The sequence below is a fragment of the Frigoribacterium sp. R86507 genome (assembly GCF_044597695.1).
Classification (GTDB): Bacteria; Actinomycetota; Actinomycetes; order Actinomycetales; family Microbacteriaceae; genus Frigoribacterium.
Map to the genome: position 1 here is coordinate 3,043,808 of NZ_CP139002.1, position 25,842 is coordinate 3,069,649.

At 72.6% G+C, this 25,842-nt stretch carries 23 protein-coding genes; 12 read left to right on the forward strand and 11 right to left on the reverse strand.

Features of this window, described 5'->3' with window-relative positions; all coding sequences use genetic code 11:
- Window positions 1–2 precede the first annotated feature (2 nt).
- The 5 genes from SJY14_RS14375 to hxlB form a co-directional block, all read right to left on the reverse strand.
- Entirely contained in the window at window positions 3–890 is an 888-nt protein-coding gene (locus SJY14_RS14375; protein WP_396599232.1) for an ABC transporter permease, read from the reverse strand.
- A complete protein-coding gene (locus SJY14_RS14380; RefSeq protein ID WP_396599233.1) occupies window positions 887–1,840 on the reverse strand; it encodes an ABC transporter permease in 954 nt (317 codons plus the stop codon). The genes SJY14_RS14375 and SJY14_RS14380 overlap by 4 nt, the downstream gene beginning before the upstream one ends.
- A gap of 4 nt (window positions 1,841–1,844) precedes the next feature.
- Complete coding sequence (locus SJY14_RS14385; RefSeq protein ID WP_396599234.1) at window positions 1,845–3,551, reverse strand: ABC transporter substrate-binding protein; 1,707 nt, start codon at window positions 3,549–3,551, stop codon at window positions 1,845–1,847.
- Window positions 3,552–3,776: 225 nt separating this feature from the next.
- Window positions 3,777–4,535, reverse strand: coding sequence for a hypothetical protein (locus SJY14_RS14390; RefSeq protein WP_396599235.1), 759 nt, complete (start codon window positions 4,533–4,535; stop codon window positions 3,777–3,779).
- A 357-nt stretch (window positions 4,536–4,892) separates the two neighbouring features.
- Entirely contained in the window at window positions 4,893–5,522 is a 630-nt protein-coding gene (gene hxlB / locus SJY14_RS14395; protein WP_055970883.1) for a 6-phospho-3-hexuloisomerase, read from the reverse strand.
- Window positions 5,523–5,713: 191 nt separating this feature from the next.
- On the opposite strand from hxlB, the gene SJY14_RS14400 reads away from it, so the two are divergent.
- Entirely contained in the window at window positions 5,714–7,492 is a 1,779-nt protein-coding gene (locus SJY14_RS14400; RefSeq protein WP_143048570.1) for a GAF domain-containing protein, read from the forward strand.
- Window positions 7,493–7,592: 100 nt separating this feature from the next.
- Here the strand turns inward: SJY14_RS14400 and SJY14_RS14405 are convergent, their stop codons facing one another.
- Both SJY14_RS14405 and SJY14_RS14410 read right to left on the reverse strand, forming a co-directional pair.
- Window positions 7,593–8,423 (reverse strand): DUF817 domain-containing protein, encoded by an 831-nt coding sequence (locus tag SJY14_RS14405; protein WP_396599236.1) that lies wholly within the window; start codon window positions 8,421–8,423, stop codon window positions 7,593–7,595.
- Window positions 8,424–8,937: 514 nt separating this feature from the next.
- Window positions 8,938–9,252: a hypothetical protein gene (locus tag SJY14_RS14410; protein ID WP_071254924.1), complete on the reverse strand. Its 315-nt coding sequence runs from the start codon at window positions 9,250–9,252 to the stop codon at window positions 8,938–8,940.
- A gap of 332 nt (window positions 9,253–9,584) precedes the next feature.
- Between SJY14_RS14410 and SJY14_RS14415 the strand changes: the two genes are divergently transcribed.
- From SJY14_RS14415 to SJY14_RS14435, 5 genes are all read left to right on the forward strand, one after another.
- Window positions 9,585–10,373, forward strand: coding sequence for a DeoR/GlpR family DNA-binding transcription regulator (locus SJY14_RS14415; protein WP_396599237.1), 789 nt, complete (start codon window positions 9,585–9,587; stop codon window positions 10,371–10,373).
- Between the two features lie 71 nt (window positions 10,374–10,444).
- Window positions 10,445–11,413 (forward strand): 1-phosphofructokinase family hexose kinase, encoded by a 969-nt coding sequence (locus SJY14_RS14420; RefSeq protein WP_396600282.1) that lies wholly within the window; start codon window positions 10,445–10,447, stop codon window positions 11,411–11,413.
- A gap of 33 nt (window positions 11,414–11,446) precedes the next feature.
- Window positions 11,447–13,537, forward strand: coding sequence for a fructose-specific PTS transporter subunit EIIC (locus SJY14_RS14425; protein WP_396599238.1), 2,091 nt, complete (start codon window positions 11,447–11,449; stop codon window positions 13,535–13,537).
- Window positions 13,538–13,683: 146 nt separating this feature from the next.
- Entirely contained in the window at window positions 13,684–14,460 is a 777-nt protein-coding gene (locus SJY14_RS14430) for a hypothetical protein (RefSeq protein WP_071254916.1), read from the forward strand.
- Window positions 14,461–14,616: 156 nt separating this feature from the next.
- Entirely contained in the window at window positions 14,617–15,387 is a 771-nt protein-coding gene (locus tag SJY14_RS14435; RefSeq protein ID WP_396599239.1) for a gamma-glutamyl-gamma-aminobutyrate hydrolase family protein, read from the forward strand.
- Between the two features lie 67 nt (window positions 15,388–15,454).
- Here SJY14_RS14435 and SJY14_RS14440 read toward each other — a convergent pair whose 3' ends face one another.
- The 4 genes from SJY14_RS14440 to SJY14_RS14455 form a co-directional block, all read right to left on the reverse strand.
- The gene (locus SJY14_RS14440; protein WP_396599240.1) at window positions 15,455–16,234 is read right to left on the reverse strand and encodes an SDR family NAD(P)-dependent oxidoreductase; all 780 of its coding nucleotides are present in this window, start codon (window positions 16,232–16,234) and stop codon (window positions 15,455–15,457) included.
- Between the two features lie 61 nt (window positions 16,235–16,295).
- Window positions 16,296–17,072, reverse strand: a complete 777-nt coding sequence (locus SJY14_RS14445; RefSeq protein WP_396599241.1) for a DeoR/GlpR family DNA-binding transcription regulator — start codon at window positions 17,070–17,072, stop codon at window positions 16,296–16,298.
- A gap of 48 nt (window positions 17,073–17,120) precedes the next feature.
- A complete protein-coding gene (gene pdxA, locus SJY14_RS14450; RefSeq protein ID WP_396599242.1) occupies window positions 17,121–18,164 on the reverse strand; it encodes a 4-hydroxythreonine-4-phosphate dehydrogenase PdxA in 1,044 nt (347 codons plus the stop codon).
- The gene (locus SJY14_RS14455) at window positions 18,161–19,477 is read right to left on the reverse strand and encodes a four-carbon acid sugar kinase family protein (protein ID WP_396599243.1); all 1,317 of its coding nucleotides are present in this window, start codon (window positions 19,475–19,477) and stop codon (window positions 18,161–18,163) included. Before SJY14_RS14455 ends, pdxA begins: the two co-directional genes overlap by 4 nt.
- A 158-nt stretch (window positions 19,478–19,635) precedes the next feature.
- Here SJY14_RS14455 and SJY14_RS14460 point away from each other — a divergent pair, with 158 nt between their 5' ends.
- The 6 genes from SJY14_RS14460 to SJY14_RS14485 are packed head-to-tail and all read left to right on the forward strand — an operon-like array spanning window position 19,636 to window position 25,812.
- A complete protein-coding gene (locus tag SJY14_RS14460) occupies window positions 19,636–21,210 on the forward strand; it encodes an ABC transporter substrate-binding protein (RefSeq protein WP_396599244.1) in 1,575 nt (524 codons plus the stop codon).
- A 2-nt stretch (window positions 21,211–21,212) separates the two neighbouring features.
- Window positions 21,213–22,148, forward strand: a complete 936-nt coding sequence (locus tag SJY14_RS14465; protein ID WP_043594466.1) for an ABC transporter permease — start codon at window positions 21,213–21,215, stop codon at window positions 22,146–22,148.
- A complete protein-coding gene (locus SJY14_RS14470) occupies window positions 22,145–23,155 on the forward strand; it encodes an ABC transporter permease (RefSeq protein ID WP_396599245.1) in 1,011 nt (336 codons plus the stop codon). The genes SJY14_RS14465 and SJY14_RS14470 overlap by 4 nt, the downstream gene beginning before the upstream one ends.
- A complete protein-coding gene (locus SJY14_RS14475; protein ID WP_396599246.1) occupies window positions 23,152–24,036 on the forward strand; it encodes an ABC transporter ATP-binding protein in 885 nt (294 codons plus the stop codon). Before SJY14_RS14470 ends, SJY14_RS14475 begins: the two co-directional genes overlap by 4 nt.
- A complete protein-coding gene (locus tag SJY14_RS14480; protein ID WP_396599247.1) occupies window positions 24,029–24,859 on the forward strand; it encodes an ABC transporter ATP-binding protein in 831 nt (276 codons plus the stop codon). The genes SJY14_RS14475 and SJY14_RS14480 overlap by 8 nt, the downstream gene beginning before the upstream one ends.
- Window positions 24,856–25,812 (forward strand): aldo/keto reductase, encoded by a 957-nt coding sequence (locus tag SJY14_RS14485; protein WP_396599248.1) that lies wholly within the window; start codon window positions 24,856–24,858, stop codon window positions 25,810–25,812. Before SJY14_RS14480 ends, SJY14_RS14485 begins: the two co-directional genes overlap by 4 nt.
- Window positions 25,813–25,842 lie beyond the last annotated feature (30 nt).

Sequence of the window (25,842 nt, forward strand, 5' to 3'; positions counted from 1 at the left end):
GGTCACTTCCGGTCGCTGGCGGTGGGATCGAGGGCGTCGCGCAGGGCGTCGCCGAACAGGTTGAAGCCCAGGCAGATCACGGCGATCGCGAGACCCGGCACGACGGCCGCGAACGGCGCCTTGGCCAGGTACTGCTGCGCGTCGCTGAGCATGATGCCCAGACTGGCCGTCGGCGGCTGGATGCCCAGCCCGAGGAACGACAGCAGGGCCTCGCCGATCACGGCGACGGGCATGATGACCGTCGCCTGCACGATGATCGCCGAGACGCAGTTGGGCAGGACGTGCTGGAAGATCACCCGCAGGCCCGTGGCGTCCATGGTCGTCGCGGCGAGGACGAAGTCGGTCGACTTGATGCGCAGCGTCTCGCCGCGCACCACGCGGATCATCGTCGGCACCTGGGCGATGCCGAGGGCGACCACGGCGTTCGTCAGGCTCGGACCACTGATCGCGGCGAGCGCCACGGCGATGATCAGGAACGGGAACGCCAGCATGACGTCGGTCAGGCGCGAGATGACGCCGTCGAGCCAACGCCAGTAGCCGGCCAGCAGCCCGAGGGGTGTGCCGACCACGACGGCCAGCAGCACCGAGAGCACGCCGACCTGCAGCGAGACGCGGATGCCGTACACGGTGCGCGACAGGATGTCGCGGCCGAGGTCGTCGGTGCCGAGCACGTAGCCCACGGTGCCGGGCACCTGGAACGGCAGCTCGAAGTTGACCCGGGTCGGGTCGTACGGGGCGATGAGCGGCGCGGCGAGGCCCGCGACGAGGACGACGAGCAGCATGACGCCGCCCGTGACGCCCAGCTTGTTGCGGACGAGGCCGCGCCAGACGCGTCCCCGCGCCGAGCCGAGCCCCGCCCCTGCGGCGGTGGGTGTCTCGATGACGGTCACGATGCGCCTCCTACCCTGATGCGCGGGTTGATGACGGAGTACAGGACGTCCACCGCCAGGTTGATCACGATGTAGCCGACCGTGATGATCAGCACGACGGCCTGGATCACCGGGTAGTCGCGGGTGAACACCGAGTCGAGCGTGAGCTTGCCGAAGCCCGGAAGGGCGAAGATGCGCTCGGTGACGACGGCGCCCGAGATCAGGCCGCCGAGCTGCAGGCCGACGATCGTGACGACCACGATCATCGAGTTGCGCAGGCCGTAGCGCATCAGCACCCGGCCGCGACCGAGACCCTTGGCCCGCGCGGTGCGCACGTAGTCGGTCTTCATCGTCTCGATCATCGAGGCGCGGGTCTGCCGCATGATGACCGCGGCGAGGCTCGTGCCGAGGATCAACGCGGGCAGGGTCAGGTGGTAGAACGCGCTCGCCGGGTTCTCGGCCACCGGCACGTAGCCCGACGCGGGGAACAGCCCGAGACCGGCAGCGAGCCAGAGGATCGCGAGGATGCCGAGCCAGAAGTTCGGCACCGAGAGCCCCACCAGGGCGGCGGCGTTGGCCATCCACTCGGGCCAGCGGCCCCGGTACCGCTCGGCGACGACGCCCAGGGCGACACCCACGACGACGGCGACGACGATGGCGTAGAGGGCGAGCCACAGCGTGACCGGCAAGGTGGCGCCGATCAGCTCGGTGACCGGGGTGCCGGTGCGGGTGGACTCACCGAAGTCGCCGCGGACGAAGTTGCCGACGAACCGGCCGTACTGCACGAGCAGCGAGTCGTCGAGGCCGAGGTCGGCACGGATGGCGGCGACGCGCTCGGGCGTCGCCTCTTCGCCGGCGAGCGCCAGGGCCGGGTCGCCGGGCAGCTGGCGCACCCCCCAGAACACGACGATCGAGGCGATCACGAGCGTGACGGCCGACTGCCAGAGCCGGGTGAGCAGGTAACGGGTCATCGGGTCACTCCCCCTCGACGAAGGCAGCGTTGCTGAGGCGCACGACGCCGTCGGCGTAGGTGGACACCCCGGCGACCTCGTTCGTCAGCGCGGTCAGGCTGCGGGTGCGGTACAGGTAGATGAGCGGTTCATCTTCTTGGACCTGCGTCACGGCCTCGCCGTAGAGCGCCGCACGCTCGTCGACGTCGATGGACGCGGCCGCGTCGGCCAGCAGCTCGTCGACCCGGGGATTGCTGTAGCCCGAGTAGTTGTTGCCGCCACCGGTGCGCAGGAAGTTGACCATGTTGCCGTTCGGGTCGACGCGACCGGACCAGCCGAGCTGCAGCGCGTCGAAGTCTCCACGCGACTGCACGTCGAGCAGGGTCGAGTACTCGACCGGGGTGATGGACAGGCGGAACCCGCCGTCGGCGACCTGGGCCTGCAACGCCTGGGCGAGTCGCAACGTGTCGGCGTTGTTGCTGGCCTGGATCTCGATGTCGTAGGGCGTGTCAACGCCCGCCTCCTCCAGGAGGCGCTTCGCCCCCTCGGGGTCGTAGCCCGGGCAGGCGTCGCTGGCGTCGGTGGCGAACGGGCTGCTCGGCGGGATCGGCGAGCAGGCGGTGTCGTTCCACCCGCCGAACACGCTCTGGACGAGCGCATCGCGGTCGATCGACATGGCCAGCGCCTGACGGACGCGCACGTCGCTCGCCAGGGGGGTGTCGATCTGCACGGGGTCGGTTCCGACGCCGTCCTGGTTGCCGATGTTCACCGTGATGCCCTGGTAGCCGAAGGAGCCGACCTGCAGCACCGTCAGGCCGTCGTCGGCCATGAGGGAGTCGACGTCCATCGTCGACATCGAGTCGGCGACCTGCACGTCACCCGCCCGCACGTTCGCGGCCCGGATGCTCGCGTCGGTGATGATGCGGTAGGTGATCGTGTCGAGGTGCACGTCCTCGGCGTCGTAGTAGAGCGGGTCGCGCTCGACCGAGATCGAGGTCTGCGGCACGCGGTCGACGAACTTGAACGGGCCGACGCAGACCGGGGCGTCGCCGAAGTCGTCGCCCTCGGCCTCGAGTGCCGTCGGCGACATGATCATGCCCGCCCGGTCGGCCAGGGCCGCGGTGAGCGGGGCGAAGGGGCGCTCGTAGGTCAGGCGCACCGTGTCGTCGTCGAGGGCCTCGACCCCGGTGACGGGGCCGAGCTCACTGGCCCGCGACGAGTCGGGCTTGTCGAGGTGGCGGCGCAGCGTCGTGACCACGGCCTCGGCGTCGAGCGGGGTCCCGTCGGCGAACACGGCGTCGGTGCGCACGGGGATGTCGACCGTCAACCCGCCGTCCGACAGCGTCGGCAGCTCGGTCGCCAGCAACGGCACGAGGTCGCCCTCGGCGTCGATGTCGTACAGCTTCTGGCAGACCGTCTCCATGACGTACCGCGTGTAGAGCGACGACGACGTGGTGGGGTCGAGGGCGTCCGGCTCGGCCGACAGCGCCATGACCAGGTCGCCGCCCTCGACGATCGTCTTGTCGCCGATCGGCGCGGTGGTGACGTCGGTCTTGTCGGGCGGGTTCGTGCCGGCGGGCTGCTGCGGGACGCAGGCCGTCAGCGCGAGCGTCGCGGCGGCGAGGGCCGGGAGCGCGAGGGCTCGGCGCAGGCGGCGACGGCCGGCCGGTGCGCTCGGGGTCGCGGCACGGGACGCGCTCGCGGCACGGGTCGGGCGGGGTGGGCGGGCCATCGGGCCTCCGATGCTCGGGTGGTATCGGTCTGTGCGGTGTGGATTGCATACAATCCTGCCGCAAGCCCCAGTTTTGTATACGAATTGTTTCGCGCGGGTAAAACGTGTGGCAGACGCACCGCCCGGAACCATCAATGCGCCGTCGAACCACGCAGGTGGAAGGTTCGACGGCGCATCGGTGGTGTCGTCCCGGTGCCGACACGCAGGACTACCGGCCACGGGGCGTCAGCCCAGGGGCAGTCCGGCTGCGCGCAGGTTCATCGCGAGGCGCGGCGGGTGCATGACCTCGTCCCACACCGTGCGAGCGAATCCGACGACCTCGGGCCGGTTGCGGATGCGGTCCTCACGAATCTTCTCGTCCACGACGATCTGCTCCGGAGAACGCCCCTTCCGCCACCGGCCCTTCGCGTACTTGATCCGCCCGTCGAACTCGAGGACGACGCCGAACCGGGGCCACCAGAAGTCGACCACGTCCACGAACTGACCGCGATCACCCCAGCGGAAGCTCTTCTGGAGAACCGGAGGAGGCGCACCCAGCTCGTGCAGGACGACCCGCGTCAGCGATTCCCCGGGGGACTCGGCCGCCGACGTCGCGAAGGCCACGGCACGACGAGCGCCCGTGCGGCCCCGAGCCGTCGGCCGTGCATCCAGCAACCGACCGACCTCCTCCCGCGTGGTCGACCGACGGCGGAGCAGCTGGTCGAGGGCGACGACGGCCTCCCGGAAGGTCCACGACAACGCGAGATCGGCAGCCGTGCGTGCCGGCGAGGTGACGGGCACCCCGGACTCCTCCCGCGCCTCCTGGGGCAGGAGAAGTCCGGCGTGGCGGACGACCGTCGGCGTGGACTGCGTCGTACGACGAGCGGGGTCGACGACGTGGACGCGGTCCGGCCAGTCACCCAGGATCGGGGCACCCCAGACGGCCGCTGCGGACGCGTGTGAGGCGGCGACCCGGCTCGACAGCTTGGGCAGGAGCGCGACCACGCGGAGGAGATGGCGTTGCCTCGGCGTGGCAGCCTGCCAGGCCTCCCGCTCGACGGCGACACCCGGGCACAGCCGGAGGAGCTCACCACGGTCGATCCGGCGACGGACCGAGGAGGACTCTCGCGTCCCGTGGCCCAGCTGGGACGAGCGAATGACGGGCGGTAGGGAATCGATCATCCCCACACCTTGCCGGTCGTGACCGCGCCCTGTCGTAGTTCTCCACAGGACCTTCACCCTCTGCGTGAGACGAACCATCGATGCGCTGTCGAACCATCCATTCGGATGGTTCGACAGCGCATCGACGGCGTGACGCTGAGCGCGCGGCGCGAAGGGCGCCGCGCGCGGAGGTGGGGGCGGCTACTCGAGGTTCGCGTGGCGGGGCCAGAGCTCGTCGGCGTCGGCACCCGAACGCTTCCATAGCGCGTGGAAGACGGCGTCGCCGAGCAGCACGACCGTCTGCTCGAACAGGCCGCCGGCGTACTGCGACGAGGCGGCTCCCGAGCGGTCCTGCTTGTCGGCGGCGGGGACCACGAGCACGGCCTCGGCCAGGTCGGCCAGCGGCGAGTCGGCGGCGGTGGTGATCGCGGCCACCCGGGCCCCGGCGTCGACGGCCGTGCGGGCCGCGGCGACGATGCCGGACGTCGTGCCCGAGCCGCTCGCGGTGAGCAGCACGTCTCCGTCGGCGATGGCGGGAGTCGTCACCTCACCCACGACGTGCACCTCGAGACCGAGGTGCATCAGCCGCATCGCGGTCATGCGCAGGGCGAGCCCCGAGCGACCCGCCCCGTGGACGAAGACGCGCTCGGCGTCGTCGAGCAGGTCGGCGAAGGCGTCGAGCTGGCCGGAGGTGTCGGACGAGTCGTCACCCCCGGCGTCGGCGTCGAGGACCGCCGAGACGGCGGCGTCGACCTCGTCCGCCACGAGCTCGAGGGCGGTGGCGACGGAACCGTGGTCGTCGTCGGGGGACGTGCTGTCTGCGGGAGTCACGCGTACCAGCCTGCTCGCCCCGCGCCTCCTGCGTCCAGGTTCGGGTGGACGCCCCCGGAACGACGGGGCTGCGCAGGGGTGCGACCAGAAGAGGGGCCACCGCGGACCCGCACTGGGGGCAGCCCGGCGCACGCCCGCTGCCTAGCCTGGGACGGGGGACGACACACCGAGAGACACCCGAGGAGCACCACGTGACCAGGACGGTCGACACACCCGCGCACCCGACGCGCAGCTACGAGCGGCTGAGGCCTGCCATGCGCCTGTTCTACCTGTGGACGCTCTCGCGCTCGCGCCACGTGCCCTCCCCGCGCGGCCGGCCGACCTACCGGGCGGACTCCCCCGACCCCGACACCGTGCTGCTGATCGGCACGGGCCCGACCCACGGCTTCGGCGTGACGAGCCACGAGCAGGCACTCACCGGCCAGATCGCCAAGGAGACGTCGAAGAACACCGGACGTGCGTGCTCGGTGGACTACATCGGTGACGAGATGATGAACGCCGGGTCGGCCCGCTCGTGGATCGGCGACCACGACCTCAGCCTGTACGACACGGTCGTCGTGATGCTCGGCCTCAACGACGCCGTCATGCTCACTCCGCTGGACAGCTGGCAGCGCGACGTCACGGCGCTCGTCACCGACCTGACGCGCCGCGTCCACCCGACCGCCCGCATCGTGTTGGTCGGCGTGCAGCCCGTGCGCTCGGTGACGCGGTTCGACAACCCGTTCGGATCGGTCGCCGACCGGCACGCCGCGCGCATGAACGAGATCACCGAGCGGGTCGCCTCACAGCACCCGTCGACCTCGTACTTCCGGCTGCCCCCGGGCGAGCTGCAGCCCGGGCGCCCACACGGCTGCGAGACGATGTACCGACAATGGGGCGCCGTGGTCGCCGACCGGGTCGCCCCGACCCTCGACGTGGTGCGCCGCGGCGAATCGGTCGAGCACATCCCGCGCACATCGGTGGCCCCCCTCGTGCCCGAGCGCGTCGCGGCCCAGCTCGAGGTGGCCCGACTGGCGGCGTCGGTGGCCGCGCCGGCTCCGGTCGACCCGGTCGTCGCACGGCTCGAGGCCGCACGGGCGGCCGTCGCCCGACTCGAGGCCGAGCAGGCCGTCGCGGCGCGCTCGGCAACCGCACCCGCACCCGCACCGCTGCCGACACCTGCCACGACACCGACGCCTGCACCCGTGACCGCCCCCGGAACCGCGCCCGTCCCGCCGACCGGCACCGCGCCTCCTGCCCGTCCGCGGCGGGCACTGCCCGAGCCGACCTTCGAGTGGTCGGGTGCCGAGACGCTGGTCGAGCTCGCGAGCACCGGCGGCTCGGACACCCTGCAGGACCTCGCCCGCCGCGCCGAGAAGGAATTCGGCGTCGACGTCGCCGTCGTCTCGCTGCTCGACGGAAAGAAGCTGTACTACGCCGTCAACACCGAGCTGCTGCCGGTGTCGATCCCGCGCGAACTGACCTTCTGCGACGTGACCGTGGCGGCCGACGCCCCCGTGATCGTCGAGGACGCCCGCAAGGACGACCGCTTCAAGGACAACCCCTACCTCGACCTCAACCACGGGTACTTCTACGCCGGACACCCGATCCACTCGTCGACGGGCGAGGCGATCGGCACGTTCTGCCTGCACAACACCCGCCCCCGCAAGGCGAAGAGCGTGTCGTCCGAGAAGCTGGCCGAGTTCGCCCGCCTGGCCGAGATCGAGCTGCAGAGCTACGAGACGGCCGACGGGGGCCACGACCTGCCGACGATGTACGAGACCCGGGAGGCGGCGGTCGCGGCGGCCGTGTCGGGTCGCGCCCCGCAGGCGGCCTCGCTGGCCCAGGACGTGGCCGACGCCGTGGGCGCGGTCCCCGTGGGCGCCGTCCCCGTGGCCGCCGTCGCTGTGGCCGCCACCCCCGTGGCCGCCGCTGCTGCCGCTCCGGCCGCGCCGGCCCCCACGCGCGTCGGGCGCCACGCCGCCCCCTGACGCGACCCGCGAGCGAGGACGCACCACGTCCGCGTCGTCGAACCACCCGGACCACGGTTCGACGACGCGACGGTGGTGCGACCGTCACGTCGTCACGCCGTCACGCCGTCACGTCGTCACGTCGTCGCGGCCCCTTCCGCTGCTTCAGCCACAGCACGAGCATGAAGCTGAAGATCACGAGAACCATCCACGAGCCGATCTTGCTGGGGTGCACGAGGCTCCAGCCGTCGGCCTGCGAGGCGTAGGTCCAGGCGCCGAGCAGGGTCGCGGCGTTCTCGGCGACCCAGATGAAGAGCCCGATCAGGGCGAACGAGACGAGCAACGGCATGCGGCGGTCGAGGCCCCGCACGCGGAAGGTCACCGACCGTCGGGCGATCAGCAGCGCGGCGACGCCGAGCAGCACCCAGCGCAGGTCGGTGATCCAGTGGTTCGTGAAGAAGTTGACGTAGAAGCCGACCGCGACGGCCATGGTCGCCACCATCGGCACGGGGTCGACGCGCAGGTCGAGCCGTCGCCACGCCTGGCAGATGTAGCTCGCGACGGCCGCGTACATGAAGCCGCTGTAGAGCGGCACGTCACCCAGGCGCAGCACGCCGGGCTCCGGGTACGACCACGACCCGATCGCCACCTTGAACACCTCGAGCCCGAGGCCCAGGACGTGGAAGACGCAGATGACGAGCAGTTCGTCCCGGGTCTCGAGCCGCGTCGCGACGAGGACGACCTGCACGAGCAGGCACCAGATCAGCAGGGCGTCGTAGCGCGGGATGCCCACGTCCACCACGCGGGTCACGGCGAGCCCGGCGAAGATCGCGACGGCGAACGCGCACGAGAGGGCCTGCGCGCGGCCGAAGGCCAGCAGGTCGAGCAGGGACTCGCGCGTGCGGGCGGCGCGACCCGGGCGGTGACGCGGGACGATCTCGACGGCGGACACCGCGCCTCCTCGGTTCGTCGTCGGCGCGGGCCGGGTGGCCGCACCGTCGCCCCGACGGGTGCGACCTCGTCCACGCTACGAACCCCGAGGAGGCGCGGCGTCCGCCCCGAGGACCACTCGCCTCCCCCGCGGGTGGCGTCTTCGGACACGCGAGAGCCCCCTCACCGGGGTGAGGGGGCTCTCGTGGGGTGCTCGTCGGCGTCCCGCGCTGCGGGCCGCTGGTACGCACCGTCGACGGGCCGGGCGTCAGCCCGTCCGAAGTCGTGCACCGGGCCGGGGCCCGGGACGGTCAGATCTGGTCGTCGTCCACCAGGCCGGCCACGAAGGGGTAGCGGTCGGCCACGTACTCGTGGAGGTCGGGGTGGACAAGGGTGTCGAGCGAGGGAAGCGAGGGGGTCATGGTCGGGCCGTTCAGTCGAGGTCGTCGGTGTCGTCGAGAGCCGTGTCGAAGTACGACACGTGGTCGCCGACCTGATCGGCGAGGATGCGCTGCGCGAAGGTCATCGTGCCTGCCTCAGGCCGACATCGCGTGGGCCGGGGCGGCCACGAGGAAGTCGGCGTAGGTGGGCTCGTCGACCCGGGCGACGGCCGAGACGGCTGCCGAGATCGGTGCGGCGAGGGCGACGGCCGCGACACGCGCCCGTCGACGACGGGGGTAGGTCTCGATTCGGACGGCCGGGACGCGCGGGTCGCGGCGGTAGAGGCCGGCGTCGACGCGACCGGTGGTCGGACGGGCCGCCGAGGGGCGAGCCGAACCGACGGTTCCGCGGACGAGGGAGACGAGCTGCTCGTGGCCGAGGCCCTGGAGCGAGGTGCTGCTGGTGTTCATGTTCTTCTCATTTCTGGTGACCCTGCGCCACCTGAGGAACCTGCTGGAGCTCTGGCACCGCCCGTGAAGTCGGTGCCCGTACCGCCGTGAACCGGTACGTCCATCACTGTGACAGGTGGATAGCTAGAGGAACTAGCCAGATCGCCAAGAGTGCGCATTGCGGACATGGCCGATCGTCGCGGGTGCGCGATCTGCGTTCTTCTTCGTTTTTCTGGTTTTGTCTTGTTTTCTCTGTGGAAGCGTCGTACAGTCGGCCCACACGGCACGGAACACCGACGACGGACACCAGCAGCACCGGCAACAGCAGCACCGCGAGACGACGAGGAGGTCGCATGTACGCCACCGAACGGCACGAGTCGATCGCCGAAGCCCTGCGCTCGGCCGGTCGGGTGTCGGTCAGCGATCTCGCCCTGCGCCTCGACGTCACGGCCGAGACGGTCCGCCGCGACCTCGACGCCCTCGAGCAGGCGGGCCTGCTGCAGCGCGTGCACGGCGGTGCCGTCGTCGCGGGCCGCTCCAGCGTCAGCGAGCTCAGCCTGAGCGAGCGCGAGACCCGACACAGCCCCGAGAAGACGTCGGTCGCCCAGGCGGCCGCGCACCTCGTGCCCCCGACGTTCACGGGGTCGATCGCCCTCGACGCCGGCACCACCACGGCCGCCGTCGCCGCCGAGCTCGCCCGCTGGGCCCCGGCGACGCCCGGCACCGTCCTCACCGTCATCACGAACGCCGTCCCGATCGCGGCGCTGCTGCAGCACAGCCCCCACGTCGACCTGCACCTGCTCGGCGGACGCGTCCGCGGCCTGACCAGTGCGGCCGTCGGCACGAGCACGGTCGAGCAGATCCAAGCCCTGCGACCCGACATCGTCTTCGTCGGCGCGAACGGCCTCAGCGCCGGCTTCGGGCTGTCGACCCCCGACGAGTTCGAGGGCGCCGTCAAGTCGGCCTACGTGCGTGCCGGACGCCGCGTCGTCGCCGTGGTCGACCAGACCAAACACGGCGAGGAGGCGCTGGTGCGGTTCGCGCGCCTGGCCGAGATCGACACCGTGGTCACCGACGCACCCCCCGCCCCCGACCTGGGCGAGGCGCTCGAGCTCGCCGACGTCGAGGTGATCGTGGCATGAGCACCTCGACCCCCGCGCCCCGCCCCGTCGTGGCCCCGCTCGACACCGCATCGCTGCCAGGAGGCACCCGCATGATCCTCACCGTCACCGCGAACCCCTCGCTCGACCGCACGATCGAGCTGCCGGGCACCCTGCAGCGGGGTGCCGTGCAGCGCTCGGTCAGCACGACCGACGAGCCCGGCGGCAAGGGCGTCAACGTGTCCCGGGCCCTCGCGGCGTCGGGCGCCGAGACCGTGGCCCTGCTGCCCGGTGCCCTCGACGACCCGGTCCTCGTCGCCCTGCGCGAGCGGGGCGTGCCGACCGTCAACCTGCCGATCGACCAGCGCCTCCGGGCCAACGTCACCCTGACCGAGCCCGGCGGCACGACCACCAAGATCAACGAGCTCGGCCCCGACCTCGGCGCCCACGTGGACGAGCTCACCGCGCTCGTCGTCGAGCACGCGGCCCTCGCCTCGTGGCTGGTGCTCGCGGGCTCACTGCCCCCCGGCCTGCCGACGACCTGGCTGGCCGACGTCGTCCGGGCCGTGCGCGCCTCCTGCGGTGACACCGCCCCGCGCATCGCGGTCGACTCGTCGGGCGAGCCGTTCGCCGCCCTGATCGCGTCGGGCGTCGGCATCGACCTCGTCAAGCCCAACGCCGACGAACTCGCCGAGATCGTCGGCGGCGACCCCGAGGCGTACGAGGCCGACCCGGCCTCGGCCGTCGCCGGGGCCCGGCGCCTGCGCGAACTCGGCGTCGAGACCGTGCTGCTCACCCTCGGCAGCGCGGGCGCCCTGTTGATCGACGACGAGGGGTCGTGGTTCGCCGCCGCACCCGTCATCACCGCCCTGAGCACGGTGGGCGCCGGCGACTCGTCGCTGTCCGGCTACCTGCTCGCCGAGACGGCCGGGGCCCCCGCCCCGGCCCGCCTCGCCCAGGCCGTCGCGTCCGGGGCCGCCGCCGCGGCCCTGCCCGGCAGCATCGTCCCCCGCCTCGATCAGACCTTCCCTGACGACATCGACGTCGTCCCGGTGGCCCCCGCGGCCGTCGGGCACCTCTGAGCAGCGTCGCCCAACCCCAAGGAGCAGAACAGCATGTCATCCCTCATCAGCACCGACCTCGTCGGTCTCGACGAAGACCTGGGCGGCACGTCGACCGACGTCATCCGCGCCCTGGCAGCGCGCGTCGCCGCCTCGGGCCGCGCCGGCTCGGCCGACTCGCTCGCCGACGACGCCATCAAGCGTGAGGCCTCGGTCGGCACCGGCGTCCCCGGCGGCATCGCGATCCCCCACGCCCGGTCGGCCTCGGTCACCGAGCCCACCCTCGCCTTCTCGCGGCTCGCCCGCACGGTCGGCTTCGGCGCCCCCGACGGCGACGCCGACATCGTCTTCATGATCGCCGTGCCCGAAGGCGCCGACGGCGACCACATGACGGTCCTCTCGACCCTCGCCCGCGCCCTCATCCGCGACGACTTCACCGCCGCCCTCCGCGCCGCGAAGACGCCCGCCGACATCGTGAAGCTGGTGGACGACGAGGTCAGCGGCGAGGTCGCCGAGACGCGCGGCGCCACCGCGACCACCGCGGCCGGCGCGACCAGCGCCTCCTCGTCCGGGGCCGACACGGCGGGCGACGGCGCCCGTCGCCCGAAGCTCGTCGGCGTCACCGCCTGCCCCACCGGCATCGCCCACACCTTCATGGCCGCCGACGCCCTCGTCGCCGCCGCGAAGCGCCTCGGTGCCGACCTGCAGATCGAGCCGCAGGGCTCGGGCAAGGTCACCCCGCTCGACCCGGCCGTCATCGCCGAGGCCGACGCCGTGATCTTCGCCGTCGACGTCGACGTGCGCGACCAGGGCCGCTTCGCCGGCAAGCCCGTCGTCCGCGGTCCCGTCAAGCGCGGTGTCGACGCTCCCGACGCCATGGTCAAGGAGGCGCTGGCCGCCGCCAAGGACCCGAACGCCGCCCGCGTGAGCGGCACGGCCGCCGGTGCCGCCGGTGCCGCCGCCGGCTCGACGACCGAGAAGCAGGGCTTCGGCTCGTCGCTCAAGCGCTGGCTGCTGACCGGCGTCTCGTACATGATCCCGTTCGTCGCCGGTGGCGGTCTGCTGCTCGCCCTGGGCTTCCTGCTCTCGGGCTACGAGATCGCCGGCAACGCCGCGACCGTGCTGACCGACTACTCGCTGTTCAACCTGCCGCCCGAGGGCCTGCAGTACTTCCTCGGTGCCGCCGCGTTCCAGATCGGCAACCTGTCGATGGGCTTCCTCGTCGCCGCCCTGGCCGGTTACATCGCCTACGCGATCGCCGATCGACCCGGCATCGCCCCCGGTTTCGTCGCCGGCGCCGTCGCCGTCTTCATGGGCGCCGGCTTCATCGGCGGACTCGTCGGTGGTCTGCTCGCCGGCTTCGCCGCCTACTGGATCGGCAAGCCCGACGTGCCCCGCTGGCTGCGCGGCCTGATGCCCGTCGTGATCATCCCGCTGCTCGCGTCGATCTTCGCCTCGGGTCTGCTCGTGCTCGTGCTCGGCGGCCCGATCGCCGCCCTGACCGTCGCCCTGACCGACTTCCTCAACGACCTCAGCGGCACCGGGGCGATCGTCCTCGGCGTCATCCTCGGCCTCATGATGTGCATCGACCTCGGAGGCCCCGTCAACAAGGTCGCGTACTCGTTCGCCGTCGCCGGCCTGTCGGCGGGCTCGATCAGCGACAACCCCGCTCCGCTGATGATCATGGCCGCCGTCATGGGCGCCGGCATGGTGCCGCCGCTGGCCATGGCCCTCGCCTCGACCGTGCTCTACCGCAAGGGCTTCTCGCAGGTCGAGCGCTCCAACGGCACGGCCGCCTGGCTGCTCGGCGCCTCGTTCATCTCGGAGGGTGCCATCCCGTTCGCCGCGGCCGACCCGCTGCGCGTGATCCCCGCGAGCATGGTCGGAGGCGCGGTGACCGGAGCCATCTCGATGGCCGCCGGCGTCACGTCGCAGGCCCCCCACGGCGGCATCTTCGTGTTCTTCGCGATCGGCAACCTGGGCATGTGGGCGCTGGCGATCGTCGCCGGCACCGTGGTGAGCGCGTTCGTGCTCGTCCTGCTGAAGAAGTTCGTCCGCCGTGGTGCCGCCACCGGGGCCGACGCGTCGGCCGAGGCCGCCGAGGCCGGTTCGGTCGTCGGCCAGCGCAGCCCCGTCGCCGCGTAGGCGCGGAGGCGCGTCGCCGCCGAGGCGACCACACGAGGAGGCGCGCTCCGGGGAGTCCCGGAGCGCGCCTCCTCCGCTGTGGACGGGCCGCGGACGGGCGGTCGCGTCCTCTACCCTGGCGTGAGCAACCGATTGGACCCCACGCCGTGACCGACATGAGCCTGAGGCTCCCCACCACCCATTTCCGTGCCGTGCTCGACCTGGGCCAGCGCCCGGCCGCGCAGACACCGCTGCCGACCGCGCTCGGCAAGCCGAACCTCTACGCCGAGTACGACGACGACGACCTGATCACCGCCCTGTACGTCGGCTACGAGACCGGACAGGTGCACCTCGAGACCACGCCCTCCGGCGACGTCGAGCACCACTTCCACCTCGCGAACGGCGACGACAGCGACCTCAGCCCCTTCGGCGTCGCCGACACGCGCGCGCTCGTCGAGTGGTCGACCCGGCTGATCGTCGACCTGCACCGCCGCATGCCCGACCTGCTCGACGAGGTCGACGAGGCCGCCGCCTGGCACGACGCCGGCTTCGACCTCTACGTCTGCGAGGTCGAGGAGCCGCGCAAGCTCGACCTGATCGAGGTCGACATCGAGGGCGAGCTGCTGACCCTGCCGTGGCTCGGCTCGGGTGCCGTCGAGCACGACCACATCGAGGGCGACGACCACCCGATCGCGCTGAGCTGGACGCCGCAGGGCGCGTCCGACGCCGTGCCGATCGCCGAGGCCTGGCTCGACCCGCGGACCGACCAGCCCCTCACGAAGGCCCTGCCCGGCATCGACTGGGACGCCGTCGGCTGGGGTCGTGACGAGGTGCTCCCCTGGCTCGAGGCGATCTACATGAACCACCACGTCCTGCCCGACGCGGCCGGCACGATCCTCACGGGCGTGCTCGAACGGCTCGGCGGGATCGACGGCACCGACTAGCGACCCGTCGCGCCCGGCTCCGCGCCGCGTTTCGTGCACGGCACCGGGTCTCGTCGCGGCGCGGTGCACGAAACGCGGTGGGGTGCGCGGCGTGCGGCCCGGGCCGCGGGGGCCGCAGGGGCCGCGGTCGCGGCGCGACGCTGCCAGGATGGCGCGATGAGCGACTCGCCGGCACCGCGCCTCCTGAACCTGTTGGTCCTCGACGTCACCGACGAGGCCCGCGACGACCCGGCGTTCGAGCGCGAGCTCGACGACCTGTCGACCTCGGTGGTCGCCGCCGCCGAGCAGGTCGGCTTCGCGGTGCGCCGGGTGCCCGCGAACCGGCTCGGCGACGTGCGCACCGCCCTCGCCGAGGCCGACGCGGTGCTCGTCACCGGCGGTGAGGACGTCGACCCGAGCCACTACGGCGGGCCGGCCGACTACCCGGGGCGGGGCCAGACCTTCGCCGACGCCGACCGGGTGCAGTTCGAGGTGGTGCGCGGGTCCGTGGAGGCGCGGGTGCCGCTGGTCGGCATCTGTCGCGGCATGCAGGTGGTCGACGTCGCCCTCGGCGGCGACCTCGTGCAGCACCTGGAGCACCCCGGCCACGTGAACCCGGACGACGTCTCGGACAGCATGGTCGACCATCCCGTCCGCCTCGCCGACGGCAGCACGCTCGCCTCGATGCTCGGCACGACGTCGCTGGTCGTCCGCAGCTCGCACCACCAGGCGGTGGGACGCCTGGGCGAGGGCCTGCGCGCGGTGGCCTGGGCCGACGACGGCACGGTCGAGGCCGTCGAGCACGACACGGCACCGGTGTGGTGCGTCCAGTGGCACCCCGAGGACCGCGGCGCGACCGGCACGGTGCTGACCGACCTGCTCGTCGCGGCACGCGACGCCGCCCTCGCGCGGACCCCCGGCGATCGGTCGCGTCGCACCGCCAGCTGAATGTCGCACCACGCACTTCGGCGGTGCGACGTCCATTTCGTGGTGCGACGCGGGGCGGCGCCCGGGCCTAGCGCTCGCGGACGACGAGGGCCGAGGCCGCGGTCACGAGTCGACGGGGCAGGAAGCGGTGCGCCTGGGCGCCGATCGCGTTGCCGAGCCCGCTGACCACGACGGCACGGCGACGGCGGACGGCCCGCAGTGCCGCGGTGACGACCTGCTCGGGCGTCTGCCGACCGCTCGTGAGGAAGTCGCTTCCGGTCGCGGCGAAGAACCCGGTCTCGGTCGCCCCCGGGCAGAGGGCCGTGACGGTGACGCCCGACCCGCGGACCTCGGCGTGCAACGCCTCGCTGAACGAGAGCACGAACGCCTTGGTCGCCCCGTAGACCGCCATCGTCGGGATCGGCTGGAACGCCGCGGTCGAGGCGACGTTGACCACCGTGCCGCGTCGGCGGGCCACCATGCCGGGCAGCAACGCGCGCGACAGCGCGACCACCTGCGAGCAGTTGAGGTGCACCTGCGCCTGGACGGCGGCGGGGTCGGACTCGGCGAACGCCCCGTGCGAGCCGACGCCGGCGTTGTTCACGAGCACGTCGATCGTGCGGTCGCCGACCGCGGCCAGGACGGTCTCGACCCCCTCGGGCGTCGACAGGTCGGCGACCACGGCCGTGAACGACCCGGAGGCGCGGGTCGCCACGAGCTCGGCCCTCACCTGCTCGAGGCGGTCGCCGCTCCGTGCCACGATCACCACGTCGTGGTCGGGCGCGAGTCGCCGGGCGAACTCGGCGCCGATGCCGCCGGACGCGCCGGTGACGAGGGCGGTGGGCAGGGACGCGGTCGGTGCGGGCATGCCGTCCATCCTGCCCGACGGGGTGCCGGCTCTCCGACGAGGTCGCGCCACCGCCGCGTCGTCAGCCGGCGGGCGCGACGACCACGTCGACGCCGGCGGCCGCGAACTCGGCCAGCGCCTCGGGCGAGGCCGTGGCGTCGGTCACGAGCGTCCAGCCCTCGGGCAGCGCCGCCCGGGCGTGGAACGTCGCGCGACCGAGCTTCGAGCCGTCGGCGAGCACGTAGACGTGCTCGGACTGGCGGCACATCAGCTCCTTCAGCCGGGTCTGCACGAGGTCGGCCTCGACCACGTGCCCGGAGGCGAGCACGCCGTCGGCGCCGAGGAACACCCGGTCGAAGGTCAGGCGCTCGAGCGCGGCCTCGGCCAGCGGCCCGACGAAGCCCTGGCTGGCCGGGCGCAGCGTGCCGCCGAGGCACTCGAGGTGGATGCCGTCCGAGTCGGCGAGCTGCTGGATGACGGCGATCGAGGTGGTGGCGACGGTCGCGACCAGACCCGAGCGCGCCTCCCGGGCGAGAGCTGCGACCGACGAACCGGCGTCGAGCAGCAGCGTCTCGCCGTCCCGGACCAGCGTGCGGGCGTGCCGGGCGATCTCGGCCTTGGCCACCCCGGCCTCGAGGTTGCGCTGACGGAAGGTCGGCTCGGCACCGGGGGCGCCGAGCGGCATGGCCCCGCCGTAGGTGCGGGCGATCTCGCCGCGCCGGGTGAGCTCGGCGAGGTCGCGGCGGATGGTCGACGGGGTCACCTCGAAGCGACGGCTCAGCTCGTCGACGCTCGCCAGGCCCGTGGTGTGGGCCAGGTCGACGATGTCGCGGCGTCGCTCCCGTGCCGTGGTGCTCATGCGCTGGTGCTCATGCGATGGCCGTCCTGATCGGTGTGGCGGGCGACGTCACGCCGACGGCGCACCGACCTCGACGGCGTCGGCCGGGCTGGGCGACATCTCGACCGCCTGGCGCAGCGCCTCGATCATGCTACCGACGGCCACGACGCCGGTGCCGGCGATGTCGAACGCGGTGCCGTGGTCGACCGAGGTGCGGATCACGGGCAACCCGACGGTGATGTTGACCCCCGCCTCGATGCCGAGCACCTTCACCGGCCCGTGGCCCTGGTCGTGGTACATCGCCACGATGAGGTCGTAGTCGCCACGACCGCCGAGGAAGAACGCGGTGTCGGCCGGCAGCGGCCCGACGGCGCGGATGCCGTCGGCCTGCAGCACCTCGATGGCGGGGGTGATCTTCTCGGCCTCCTCCCCGTAGCCGAACAGGCCGTTCTCGCCGGCGTGCGGGTTGATGGCGCAGACGCCGATGCGGGGGTCGTCGACACCGGCGCGGCGCAGGGCCTCCCAGCCCCGGCGCACCGTGCGCTCGACCAGGCCGGGCTCGATCTTCGCGATGGCGTCGATCAACCCGATGTGGGTGGTGACGTGGATCACCTTGATCTTGGGCGTCGAGAGCATCATCGACACCTCCCCGACGCCCATGAAGTGCGCCAGCAACTCGGTGTGGCCGGGGAACACGTGACCGGCCTCGTGCAACGCCGCCTTGTTCAGCGGCGCGGTGCAGATGCCCTGCACGAGACCGGCCATGCCGAGCTCGCACGCGATGCGGATGTACTCGTACGCCGCATGGCCGGCCTCGGCCGAGACGGCGCCCCAGGGCAGGTCGGCCGAGAGCAGGTGCGGGTCGACGACGTTGATGCGGCCGGGACCGAAGACGGCGTCGGCGGGGCCGTCGACCTCGACGATCTCGACCTCGAGCCCGAGCGCGGCGGCTCCGAGCCGCAGCCGGTGGGCGTCGCCGACGACGATCGGGCGGGCGTCGCGGTAGGCGGCCTCGTCGAGCAGTGCTCCGACGGTCACCTCGGGTCCGACGCCGGCGCCGTCGCCCATGGTGACGGCGATGAACGGCCGCGTGTCGGGTGTCGTCGTGGTCATGGGGTTCTCCGTTTCGTGGGGGCGCCGGACGCGGCCGACGCGGTGAGGTCGTGGGGGTCGGCCCCGGCGCGGGTGCGGCGCACCAGGTCGACGAGGTCGGCGAGCACGGTCGGGCCGCCGAAACTGCCGGGCTTGGTGGCGACGAGCCGGTCGTCGCCCGCGAGACCCCGCCCGTCGCCCGTGAGGCCCCGCCCGTCGCCCGCGAGGCTCAGGACGGCGCCGTGCTCGACCTGCGCCAGCGGCCGCAGGGTGGTCGTGGCGAGCCGGTCGAGCACGGCCCGGGCGGTCTCGCCGCCGGTCAACACGAGGTCGAGCTCGACGTCGCGACCGATCCGGGCGACGACCTCGGCGAGGGCCACCGACCCGACGAGCGGGTCGGGCAGGCGCCGGGCGGTCACCGTCAGCACGGCGACGGACGACCGGGACAAGGAGGCGCGGGTCACCTCGACGAGGCGGCCTGCGTCGTCCTCCGGGTCGAGCACGTGCACGTCCGCACCGGTCGCGGCGAGCGAGTCGGCGTGACCCCGGGCCACCTCGGCGGCCGAGCCGACCACGACGAGGACGGGTCGCACGGGCCCGACCCCGCCACGGGGCCCGACGTCGTCGGACGCGAGGGCGGGGACCCCCGGGGTCACGGCCGGAGCCACCGCGTCGGCCAGGGCGGCGGCGAGCGCGGCGCTGCCCGCGAGGGCGATCGGCCGACGGACCCCGGGGCGGACGGACAGCCGGAGGGCGGCCTCGACCACCGCCGCGAGGTCGTCGTCGGTCTCGGCGTCGACGAGGGCGAGGGCTCCCCCGACGAGTGCGTCGTCGAGGCGGGCGGCGAAGGCGGCGGGGTCCGAGCGCACGACGTCGAGGCCGACGAGCACCGAGGGGTGGTCGACCAGGTCGGCGAGGCTCGACGGGGCGTCGTGTGGCTCGAGGTGCCAGAAGGGCGTCTCGGCCAGCGGTCGCCCGTCGACCAGGGGCCGCCCGCCGACGACCGTGCGCCCGAGGGCGGGCAACGCCCCCGCCACGACGACGTCGTAGCCTCGCCCGGTCAGGGCCTCGAGCTCGGGCCCGACGTGACCACGCCACAGCGAGTCCGTCTTCTTCAGGACGAGGCTGCCGTCCGGCAGAGGCAGCGTGTCGATGGCGACCCGCGCCTCCTCGGCGGTGCCGGCGCGGGTGCCGACGTCGACGACCGTCACCCCGGCGGTCCGTCCCGACGGCACGCCGAGCGAGACCGTGGTCTCGTGACCGCGCAGCCGGAACTGCTCGGCGGTCTCGGCGGCGCCGGACAGGTCGTCGGCGATGACGGTGATCGGGGTCATGATGCGGCCATCCTGACACGACTGCGCGTTGTGCGCCAATGGTCTTGCGCGAAACGCGCAGCACTGGCACAGTGTCATCCAGCCCGGACGAGGGCGTCGCAGCGCTGCGGGACCGGGCGCCGTCGACCTCGTCGAACCCCTGGATCGAGAGGTCGATGATGACCGTTCCGTTCGCGGACCACGAGATGTCGCGCCGCACCCTGCTCCGATGGGGTGCCGCGGCCGGACTCTTCGTGACCGCCACCAGCCTCGCCGGCTGCGCCGGTCCGACCGGACTGCCCGGGCCCGGCACGCTGACCCTGGCCCTCAACCGCTCGCTGGTCAGCCTCGACAACAAGCTCAACCAGTTCGACGCGGCCGTCACGGTGCAGCGGGCGGTGCGCCAGGCGCTCACGCAGATCGGCCCCGACATCACACCCGAGCTCGTGCTCGCCGAGAGCTTCGAGCCCACGAGCGACACGCAGTGGACGGTTCGGCTGCGCGAGGGCGTGCGGTACTCGGACGGAACGCCGGTCACGGTCGACGACGTCGCCACCGCGCTGCAGATGTACGAGCAGGTGCAGGGCTCGTTCGTCGCCAGTTTCTTCCCCGAGTTCCCGACCGTGACCGCGATCGACGAGCGCACCTTCACGCTCGACTCGTCGCAGCCGATCCCGGTGCTCGACGCACTGATGAGCAACATCCTCATCACCCCGGCCGCGGCGAACAAGCCGGAAGAGCTGCAGGACGGGGTGGGCAGCGGCCCGTTCGTCGTCACGCGCTTCAACCGCGGCGCAGGCACCTACAGCCTGACCCGCAACGAGCAGTACTGGGGAGAGGCCCCCGGCGTCGACCGGGTCGAGGTGCGGTTCCTGCCCGAGGAGTCCAGCCGCGTGATCGCCCTGCGCAGCGGCGAGGTCGACGTCATCGACTCGATCACGCCCGACTCGGCGACGCAGCTGCAGGGACTGCCCGGCATCGCCCTCGACGAGGCCTCGAGCCTGCGCATCAACCAGATCTTCTACAACTTCCGCAAGCCCGGGGGGCATCCACTGGCCGACGCCCGGGTGCGCGAGGCGCTCAGCCACGCGATCGACGGGCGAGCCCTCGTGCGCGACGTGCTGACCGACTCGGTGACGCAGGCCGACGGCGTCGTGCCGCCGAGCCTGCTCGGCTACGCGAAGACCGGCGAGTACAGCTACGACCCCGACCTCGCCCGGCGCACGCTCGCCGACCTCGGCGCGAGCGATCTGACGTTGCGCATCATCTGGGAGACCGGCGAGTTCGCCGGCGACACCTTCATCATGGAGGCCCTCGTCGAGATGTTCGGCGCGATCGGCGTGCGGACCACCCTGCAGCAGTTCGAGCCGGGCGGCGACATCCTGCAATGGCGCCAGGGCAAGGCCGGCGACTGGGACCTGCTCGGCAACGGCTTCTCGGCCCCCACCGGACTCGCGTTGACCATCTTGCAGGGCATGTACGCGGGCACGGCCGAGAAGGAGCAGACCCGCGACACCTACCAGGGCTACGTGCAGCCCGACGTGGCCGAGGCGATCGCCCGGGCGTCGACCGAGCCCGACGCGACCCTGCGACAGCAGCGGCTCGCCGAGGCGCAGCAGGCGGCCTGGGACACCTGGCCCTGCGCCTGGGCCTTCGTGCCCAAGTCGGTGCTCGCCCGTCGCGAGCGCGTCGAGCGGCTCTCGCTCGCGTCGTCGAACTCGTACCCGCTCTCGAGCGTCCGACTGGGGGCCTGACCATGGCGACCTACATCCTCAAACGCCTCGGCCAGGGCCTGCTCACCGTGTTCCTCACGGTGTCGACGGTCTTCGTGCTGATCCGCCTCGCCCCCGGCGACCCGGCCGTGGCCTACGCCGGGCCGCTCGCGACGAACGAGCAGCTCGCCGCCGTGCGCGAGCAGTTCGGCCTGGACGACCCGCTGCTGCAGCAGTACGGCGTGTTCCTGCAGCAGTTGTTCACGGGCAACCTGGGCACGTCGTACTCGTTCCAGGCGCCGGCCGTGCAGGTCGTCCTCGAACGGCTGCCGTACACGCTGACGCTCTCGTTCGCGGCGATCCTGCTGGCGGCGGTCGTGTCGATCCCGCTCGGCGTCTGGATGGCCCGCCGCACCGACACCCGCAGCGAGACCGGCGTCAACGTCGTCGCGATCGCGGGCCAGTCGATGCCCGACTTCTGGACCGGCATCCTGCTGCTCAGCGCCTTCGCCGTCGTGATCCCGATCTTCCCGGCCTCGGGCTTCGCGACCTGGGGCGGCCTCGTCCTGCCGACCGTGACGATCGCCATCCTGCAGGTGGCCCTCATCTCCCGGCTCGTGCGACGCGAGATGGCGACCAACTTCTCGGCGCCCTACCTGACCGTGGCCCGGTCGCGCGGCGTCTCGGAGCGGGCCCTGACCTGGCGCTACGCCATGGGCAACTCGGCGATCCCGGTCTTCACGGCCCTCGGCACCCGCTTCGCGGCGATGCTCAACGGCGTCGTCGTGGTCGAGGTCGTGTTCGCCTGGCCCGGCGTCGGGTCGCTCATCGTGCGGGCGCTCGAGACCCGCGACTATCCCCTCATCCAGGCGACCGTGCTGGTCACGTCGCTGCTCGCCGTCGGCGTCCAGCTGCTGATCGACCTCGCCTATCCCCTGCTCGATCCGCGCGTGCGGCTCGGAAAGGCGAGTGCCGCATGACCCACACCGACACCACCGGACGCCCGTCCGGCCCGGCGACCGCCGGCCCGTCCATCCGGACCCCCGAGGAGGCGCGACCCACCGCGGTCACGCCGCGCCTGCTGAAGAGGTCGGAGGCGGCCCGACGGACCTCCGCCGCACGGGTCAAGCTCTGGGTCGGCGCGATCTCCGCCCTCGTGGTCATCATCCCGATCGTGCTGGCGCAGGCCCTGCCGCTGCCCGACGCGAACGGCCAGGACCTCGGCAACCGCCTCGCGCCTCCGTTCACCGCCGGTCACCTGTTCGGCACCGACCAGCTCGGCCGCGACCTGCTCTCGCGCGTGCTGCACGGCGGCCAGGTCTCGCTCGCGATCGGCGTGCTCGCCGTCCTCGTCTCGGGGGCGATCGGCGTCGTGCTCGGCTCGATCGCCGGGTTCTACGGGCGCTGGGCCGACACGCTCATCAGCCGGCTGCTCGAGGCCCAGATGTCGCTGCCGCTGCTCATGATGCTGCTGCTCGTCGTGGCGCTGTTCGGCCCGTCGATCCCCGTGATCACCTTCGTCATCGCCATCGCGCAATGGCCCGAGGTGGCCCGGCTGACCCGCTCGCTCGTGCTCGTGGAGCGCGAGAAGCCGTACGTCTCGTCGGCCCGGACGCTCGGCCTGAACCGCTTCACGATCCTTCTGCGCCACGTCGTGCCGAACGTCATCAAGCAGGCGACGCTCGTCGTGCTGCTGCTGCTCGCCCAGGCCGTGCTGCTCGAGAGCGCCCTGAGCTTCCTCGGGGCGGGCCCGCAGCGGCCGTTCGCCACCTGGGGCCGCATCATCTCGGACGGCCAGGACTACGTCACGACGGCCTGGTGGATGGTCACGATCCCGGGCCTGTTCATCGTGCTGCTCGTCGTCGGGGTGAACCTGCTGGGCGACGCCCTGCGGGACCGGCCGCGCCGGACGGCGGCCTCGCGCCTCCGTCGGTTCGTCGGGCTGCGCCCGTCGGCCTCGGCCGAGAAGAAGGGATCGATCGCATGAGCCTCGCCACCGACGACACCGTCGAGCCCGACCTGCTGCTCGAGGTGCGTGACCTGCAGATCGAGCTGATGACGACGAACGGCATCGTGCGCGCCGTCGACGGCGTCTCGTTCCACATCGCCCGCGGCGAGACCGTCACGATCATCGGCGAGTCCGGCTCGGGCAAGTCGACCACCGCGATGGGCGTGCTGCAGCTGCTGCCCGCCGACCTCGCCGTCGTCTCGGGACACGTCCGCATCACGGGCCTCGACGTGCTCTCCTCCGCCTCGGCGGTGCGGAAGGTGCGGGGTCGGGCCGTCGCGCTGATCCCGCAGGACCCCATGACGGCGCTCAGCCCTGTGCGGTCGATCGGCTCGCAGCTCGGTGAGGCGATCCGCATCGCCGGGGCCGCCAGCGGTCGAGCCGCCGTCACGGCCCGGGCGGTCCGTCTTCTCGAACAGGTGCACATCCCCGATCCGGCGGCCCAGCTGAGGAAGTTCCCTCATCAGCTCTCGGGCGGCATGCTGCAACGCGTGCTGATCGCGATCGCGCTGGCCTGCGAGCCGCAGCTGATCGTCGCCGACGAGCCGACCAGCGCCCTGGACGTGACGGTGCAGGCCGGCATCCTCGACCTGCTGCTCGAACTGCAGGAGCAGCGCGGCATCGGCCTGCTGATGATCACCCACGACCTCGGCGTCGCCCGCCTGGTGTCCGACCGCATCCACGTCATGAAGGCCGGCGTCTTCGTCGAGTCGGGCGACGTGCGACAGATCGTCGAGCATCCGGCCGAGCCCTACACGCAGGGGCTGCTCGCCGCAGTGCCCACCCTGGGCGCCTGGGACGAGACCCCGACCCCGCCCGCCACGACCAGCACCGACCGACCGGAGGCCACCCGTGTCTGACACCATCCTGGAGGTCGACGACCTCGTCGTCGACTACGGCAGCGGCGGGGCCGCGCACCGCGCCGTCGACCACGTGTCGTTCTCGGTGCGCCGCGGCAGCACCTTCGCCATCGTGGGCGAGTCCGGCTGCGGCAAGTCCACGATCGCCAAGGCGGTCATGCGACTGCTGCAGCCGACCAGCGGGCGCATCGTGCTCGACGGCACCGACCTGGCGACCCTGTCGGAGGCGCGGTTGCGGCCCCTGAGGCACCGGTTCCAGATGGTCTTCCAAGACCCCTACGGCTCGCTCGACCCGCACCTGAGCGCCCGGGACATCGTCGCCGAGCCGCTGCGGTTGAAGGGTGTGCGGTCGGCGCAGGACCGCGCCACCGAGGCGGCCCGCCTGATCGACCGCGTCGGCCTGCCGTCGACCGCGCTCGACCGTCGCCCGCACGAGTTCTCGGGTGGCCAGCGCCAGCGCATCGGCATCGCCCGGGCGCTCGCCTCGAGCCCCGACCTGCTCATCTGCGACGAGGCCACCAGCGCGCTCGACGTGTCGGTGCAGGCGCAGGTGCTCGAGCTGCTGCGCGAGATCCAGGTCGACACCGGCATCACCTACGTCGTCATCTCGCACAACCTCGGCGTCGTGCAGCAGATCAGCGAGAGCGTGCTCGTCATGAAGCAGGGCGCCGTCGTCGAGCAGGGCGCCACGGCGCAGGTGCTCACCTCGCCCGCCGAGGACTACACGCGGCGGTTGCGCCGGGCCGCCCTCGACCCCGCCACGATGACGGGCGTGAAGCCGCGCCACGTCGTCCGCAGCCTCTCGTTGGGAGCCACCGCATGACCCGCACCGCGCCTCCTCGGCTCGTGCTCGGCACGATGACCTTCGGCGACACCGTCGACGAGGCCACCGCCGCCCGCATGTTCGACACCGCGCGCGACACGGGCGTCACCTGGATCGACACGGCCAACGCCTACGTCGGCGGGACGACCGAGACGATGCTCGGCCGTTTGCTCGCGGGCCGACGCGACGAGGTCGTGCTGGCCTCGAAGGCCGGCATGCCGCACGCCGACGCGGGTGGACTGCCACCGCTGTCGGCCGTGGCCCTGCGCGCGAGCGTCGAAGCCAGCCTGCGTCGACTCGGCACCGACCGGCTCGACCTGTTCTACCTGCACCAGCCCGACCGACTGACCCCGCTCGAGGAGACCCTGTCGACGGTCGCCGCCCTCGTCGCCGAGGGCAAGGTGCTCTCGCTCGGCGTCTCGAACTACGCCGCCTGGCAGATCGGCGACGTCGAACGCGTGGCCGACGCCGTGGGGGCTCCCCGCCCGGTCGTCGCGCAACAGCTGTGCAACCTCGTCGCCCGGCGTCTCGACGACGAGTACCTCGAGTTCGCGAGCGTCCACGGGCTCGAGACGATGGTCTACAACCCGCTCGGCGGTGGCCTGCTGACCGGGAGGCACCGCTTCGACGAGACGCCGGCCGACGGACGCTTCGGCGACTCGGCCCTCGCGGAGATGTACACGAAGCGCTACTGGGACGCCGGCCTGTTCGCCGCGATCGACCGACTCTCGGGCGTCGCGGCCGAGGCCGGGGTGACGCTCGTCGAACTCGCCCTGCGCTGGGTGGCGTACCGACCCGAGGTCGGCTCGGTGCTGCTCGGCGGGTCGAGGCCCGAGCAGCTGACCGCCAACGTCGCCGCGATCGCCGACGGGCCGCTGCCCGACGAGGTGGTGGCGGCCTGCGACGAGGTCGGGCGCTCGTTGCGGGGGCCGATGCCTCCGTACGCGCGCTGACCCGCGCCTCCTGATCTCCCCCGACCGAAC

What these genes read in the sequence shown, in the direction of transcription:
- SJY14_RS14380 (WP_396599233.1), bottom strand. Translation starts at nt 1,840, where the DNA reads ATGACCCGTTACCTGCTCACCCGGCTCTGGCAGTCGGCCGTCACGCTC.
- SJY14_RS14385 (WP_396599234.1), bottom strand. Translation starts at nt 3,551, where the DNA reads ATGGCCCGCCCACCCCGCCCGACCCGTGCCGCGAGCGCGTCCCGTGCC.
- SJY14_RS14410 (WP_071254924.1), bottom strand. Translation starts at nt 9,252, where the DNA reads ATGAACACCAGCAGCACCTCGCTCCAGGGCCTCGGCCACGAGCAGCTC.
- SJY14_RS14415 (WP_396599237.1), top strand. Translation starts at nt 9,585, where the DNA reads ATGTACGCCACCGAACGGCACGAGTCGATCGCCGAAGCCCTGCGCTCG.
- SJY14_RS14420 (WP_396600282.1), top strand. Translation starts at nt 10,445, where the DNA reads ATGATCCTCACCGTCACCGCGAACCCCTCGCTCGACCGCACGATCGAG.
- SJY14_RS14425 (WP_396599238.1), top strand. Translation starts at nt 11,447, where the DNA reads ATGTCATCCCTCATCAGCACCGACCTCGTCGGTCTCGACGAAGACCTG.
- SJY14_RS14435 (WP_396599239.1), top strand. Translation starts at nt 14,617, where the DNA reads ATGAGCGACTCGCCGGCACCGCGCCTCCTGAACCTGTTGGTCCTCGAC.
- SJY14_RS14440 (WP_396599240.1), bottom strand. Translation starts at nt 16,234, where the DNA reads ATGCCCGCACCGACCGCGTCCCTGCCCACCGCCCTCGTCACCGGCGCG.
- SJY14_RS14445 (WP_396599241.1), bottom strand. Translation starts at nt 17,072, where the DNA reads ATGAGCACCACGGCACGGGAGCGACGCCGCGACATCGTCGACCTGGCC.
- pdxA (WP_396599242.1), bottom strand. Translation starts at nt 18,164, where the DNA reads ATGACCACGACGACACCCGACACGCGGCCGTTCATCGCCGTCACCATG.
- SJY14_RS14455 (WP_396599243.1), bottom strand. Translation starts at nt 19,477, where the DNA reads ATGACCCCGATCACCGTCATCGCCGACGACCTGTCCGGCGCCGCCGAG.
- SJY14_RS14460 (WP_396599244.1), top strand. Translation starts at nt 19,636, where the DNA reads ATGACCGTTCCGTTCGCGGACCACGAGATGTCGCGCCGCACCCTGCTC.
- SJY14_RS14465 (WP_043594466.1), top strand. Translation starts at nt 21,213, where the DNA reads ATGGCGACCTACATCCTCAAACGCCTCGGCCAGGGCCTGCTCACCGTG.
- SJY14_RS14470 (WP_396599245.1), top strand. Translation starts at nt 22,145, where the DNA reads ATGACCCACACCGACACCACCGGACGCCCGTCCGGCCCGGCGACCGCC.
- SJY14_RS14475 (WP_396599246.1), top strand. Translation starts at nt 23,152, where the DNA reads ATGAGCCTCGCCACCGACGACACCGTCGAGCCCGACCTGCTGCTCGAG.
- SJY14_RS14485 (WP_396599248.1), top strand. Translation starts at nt 24,856, where the DNA reads ATGACCCGCACCGCGCCTCCTCGGCTCGTGCTCGGCACGATGACCTTC.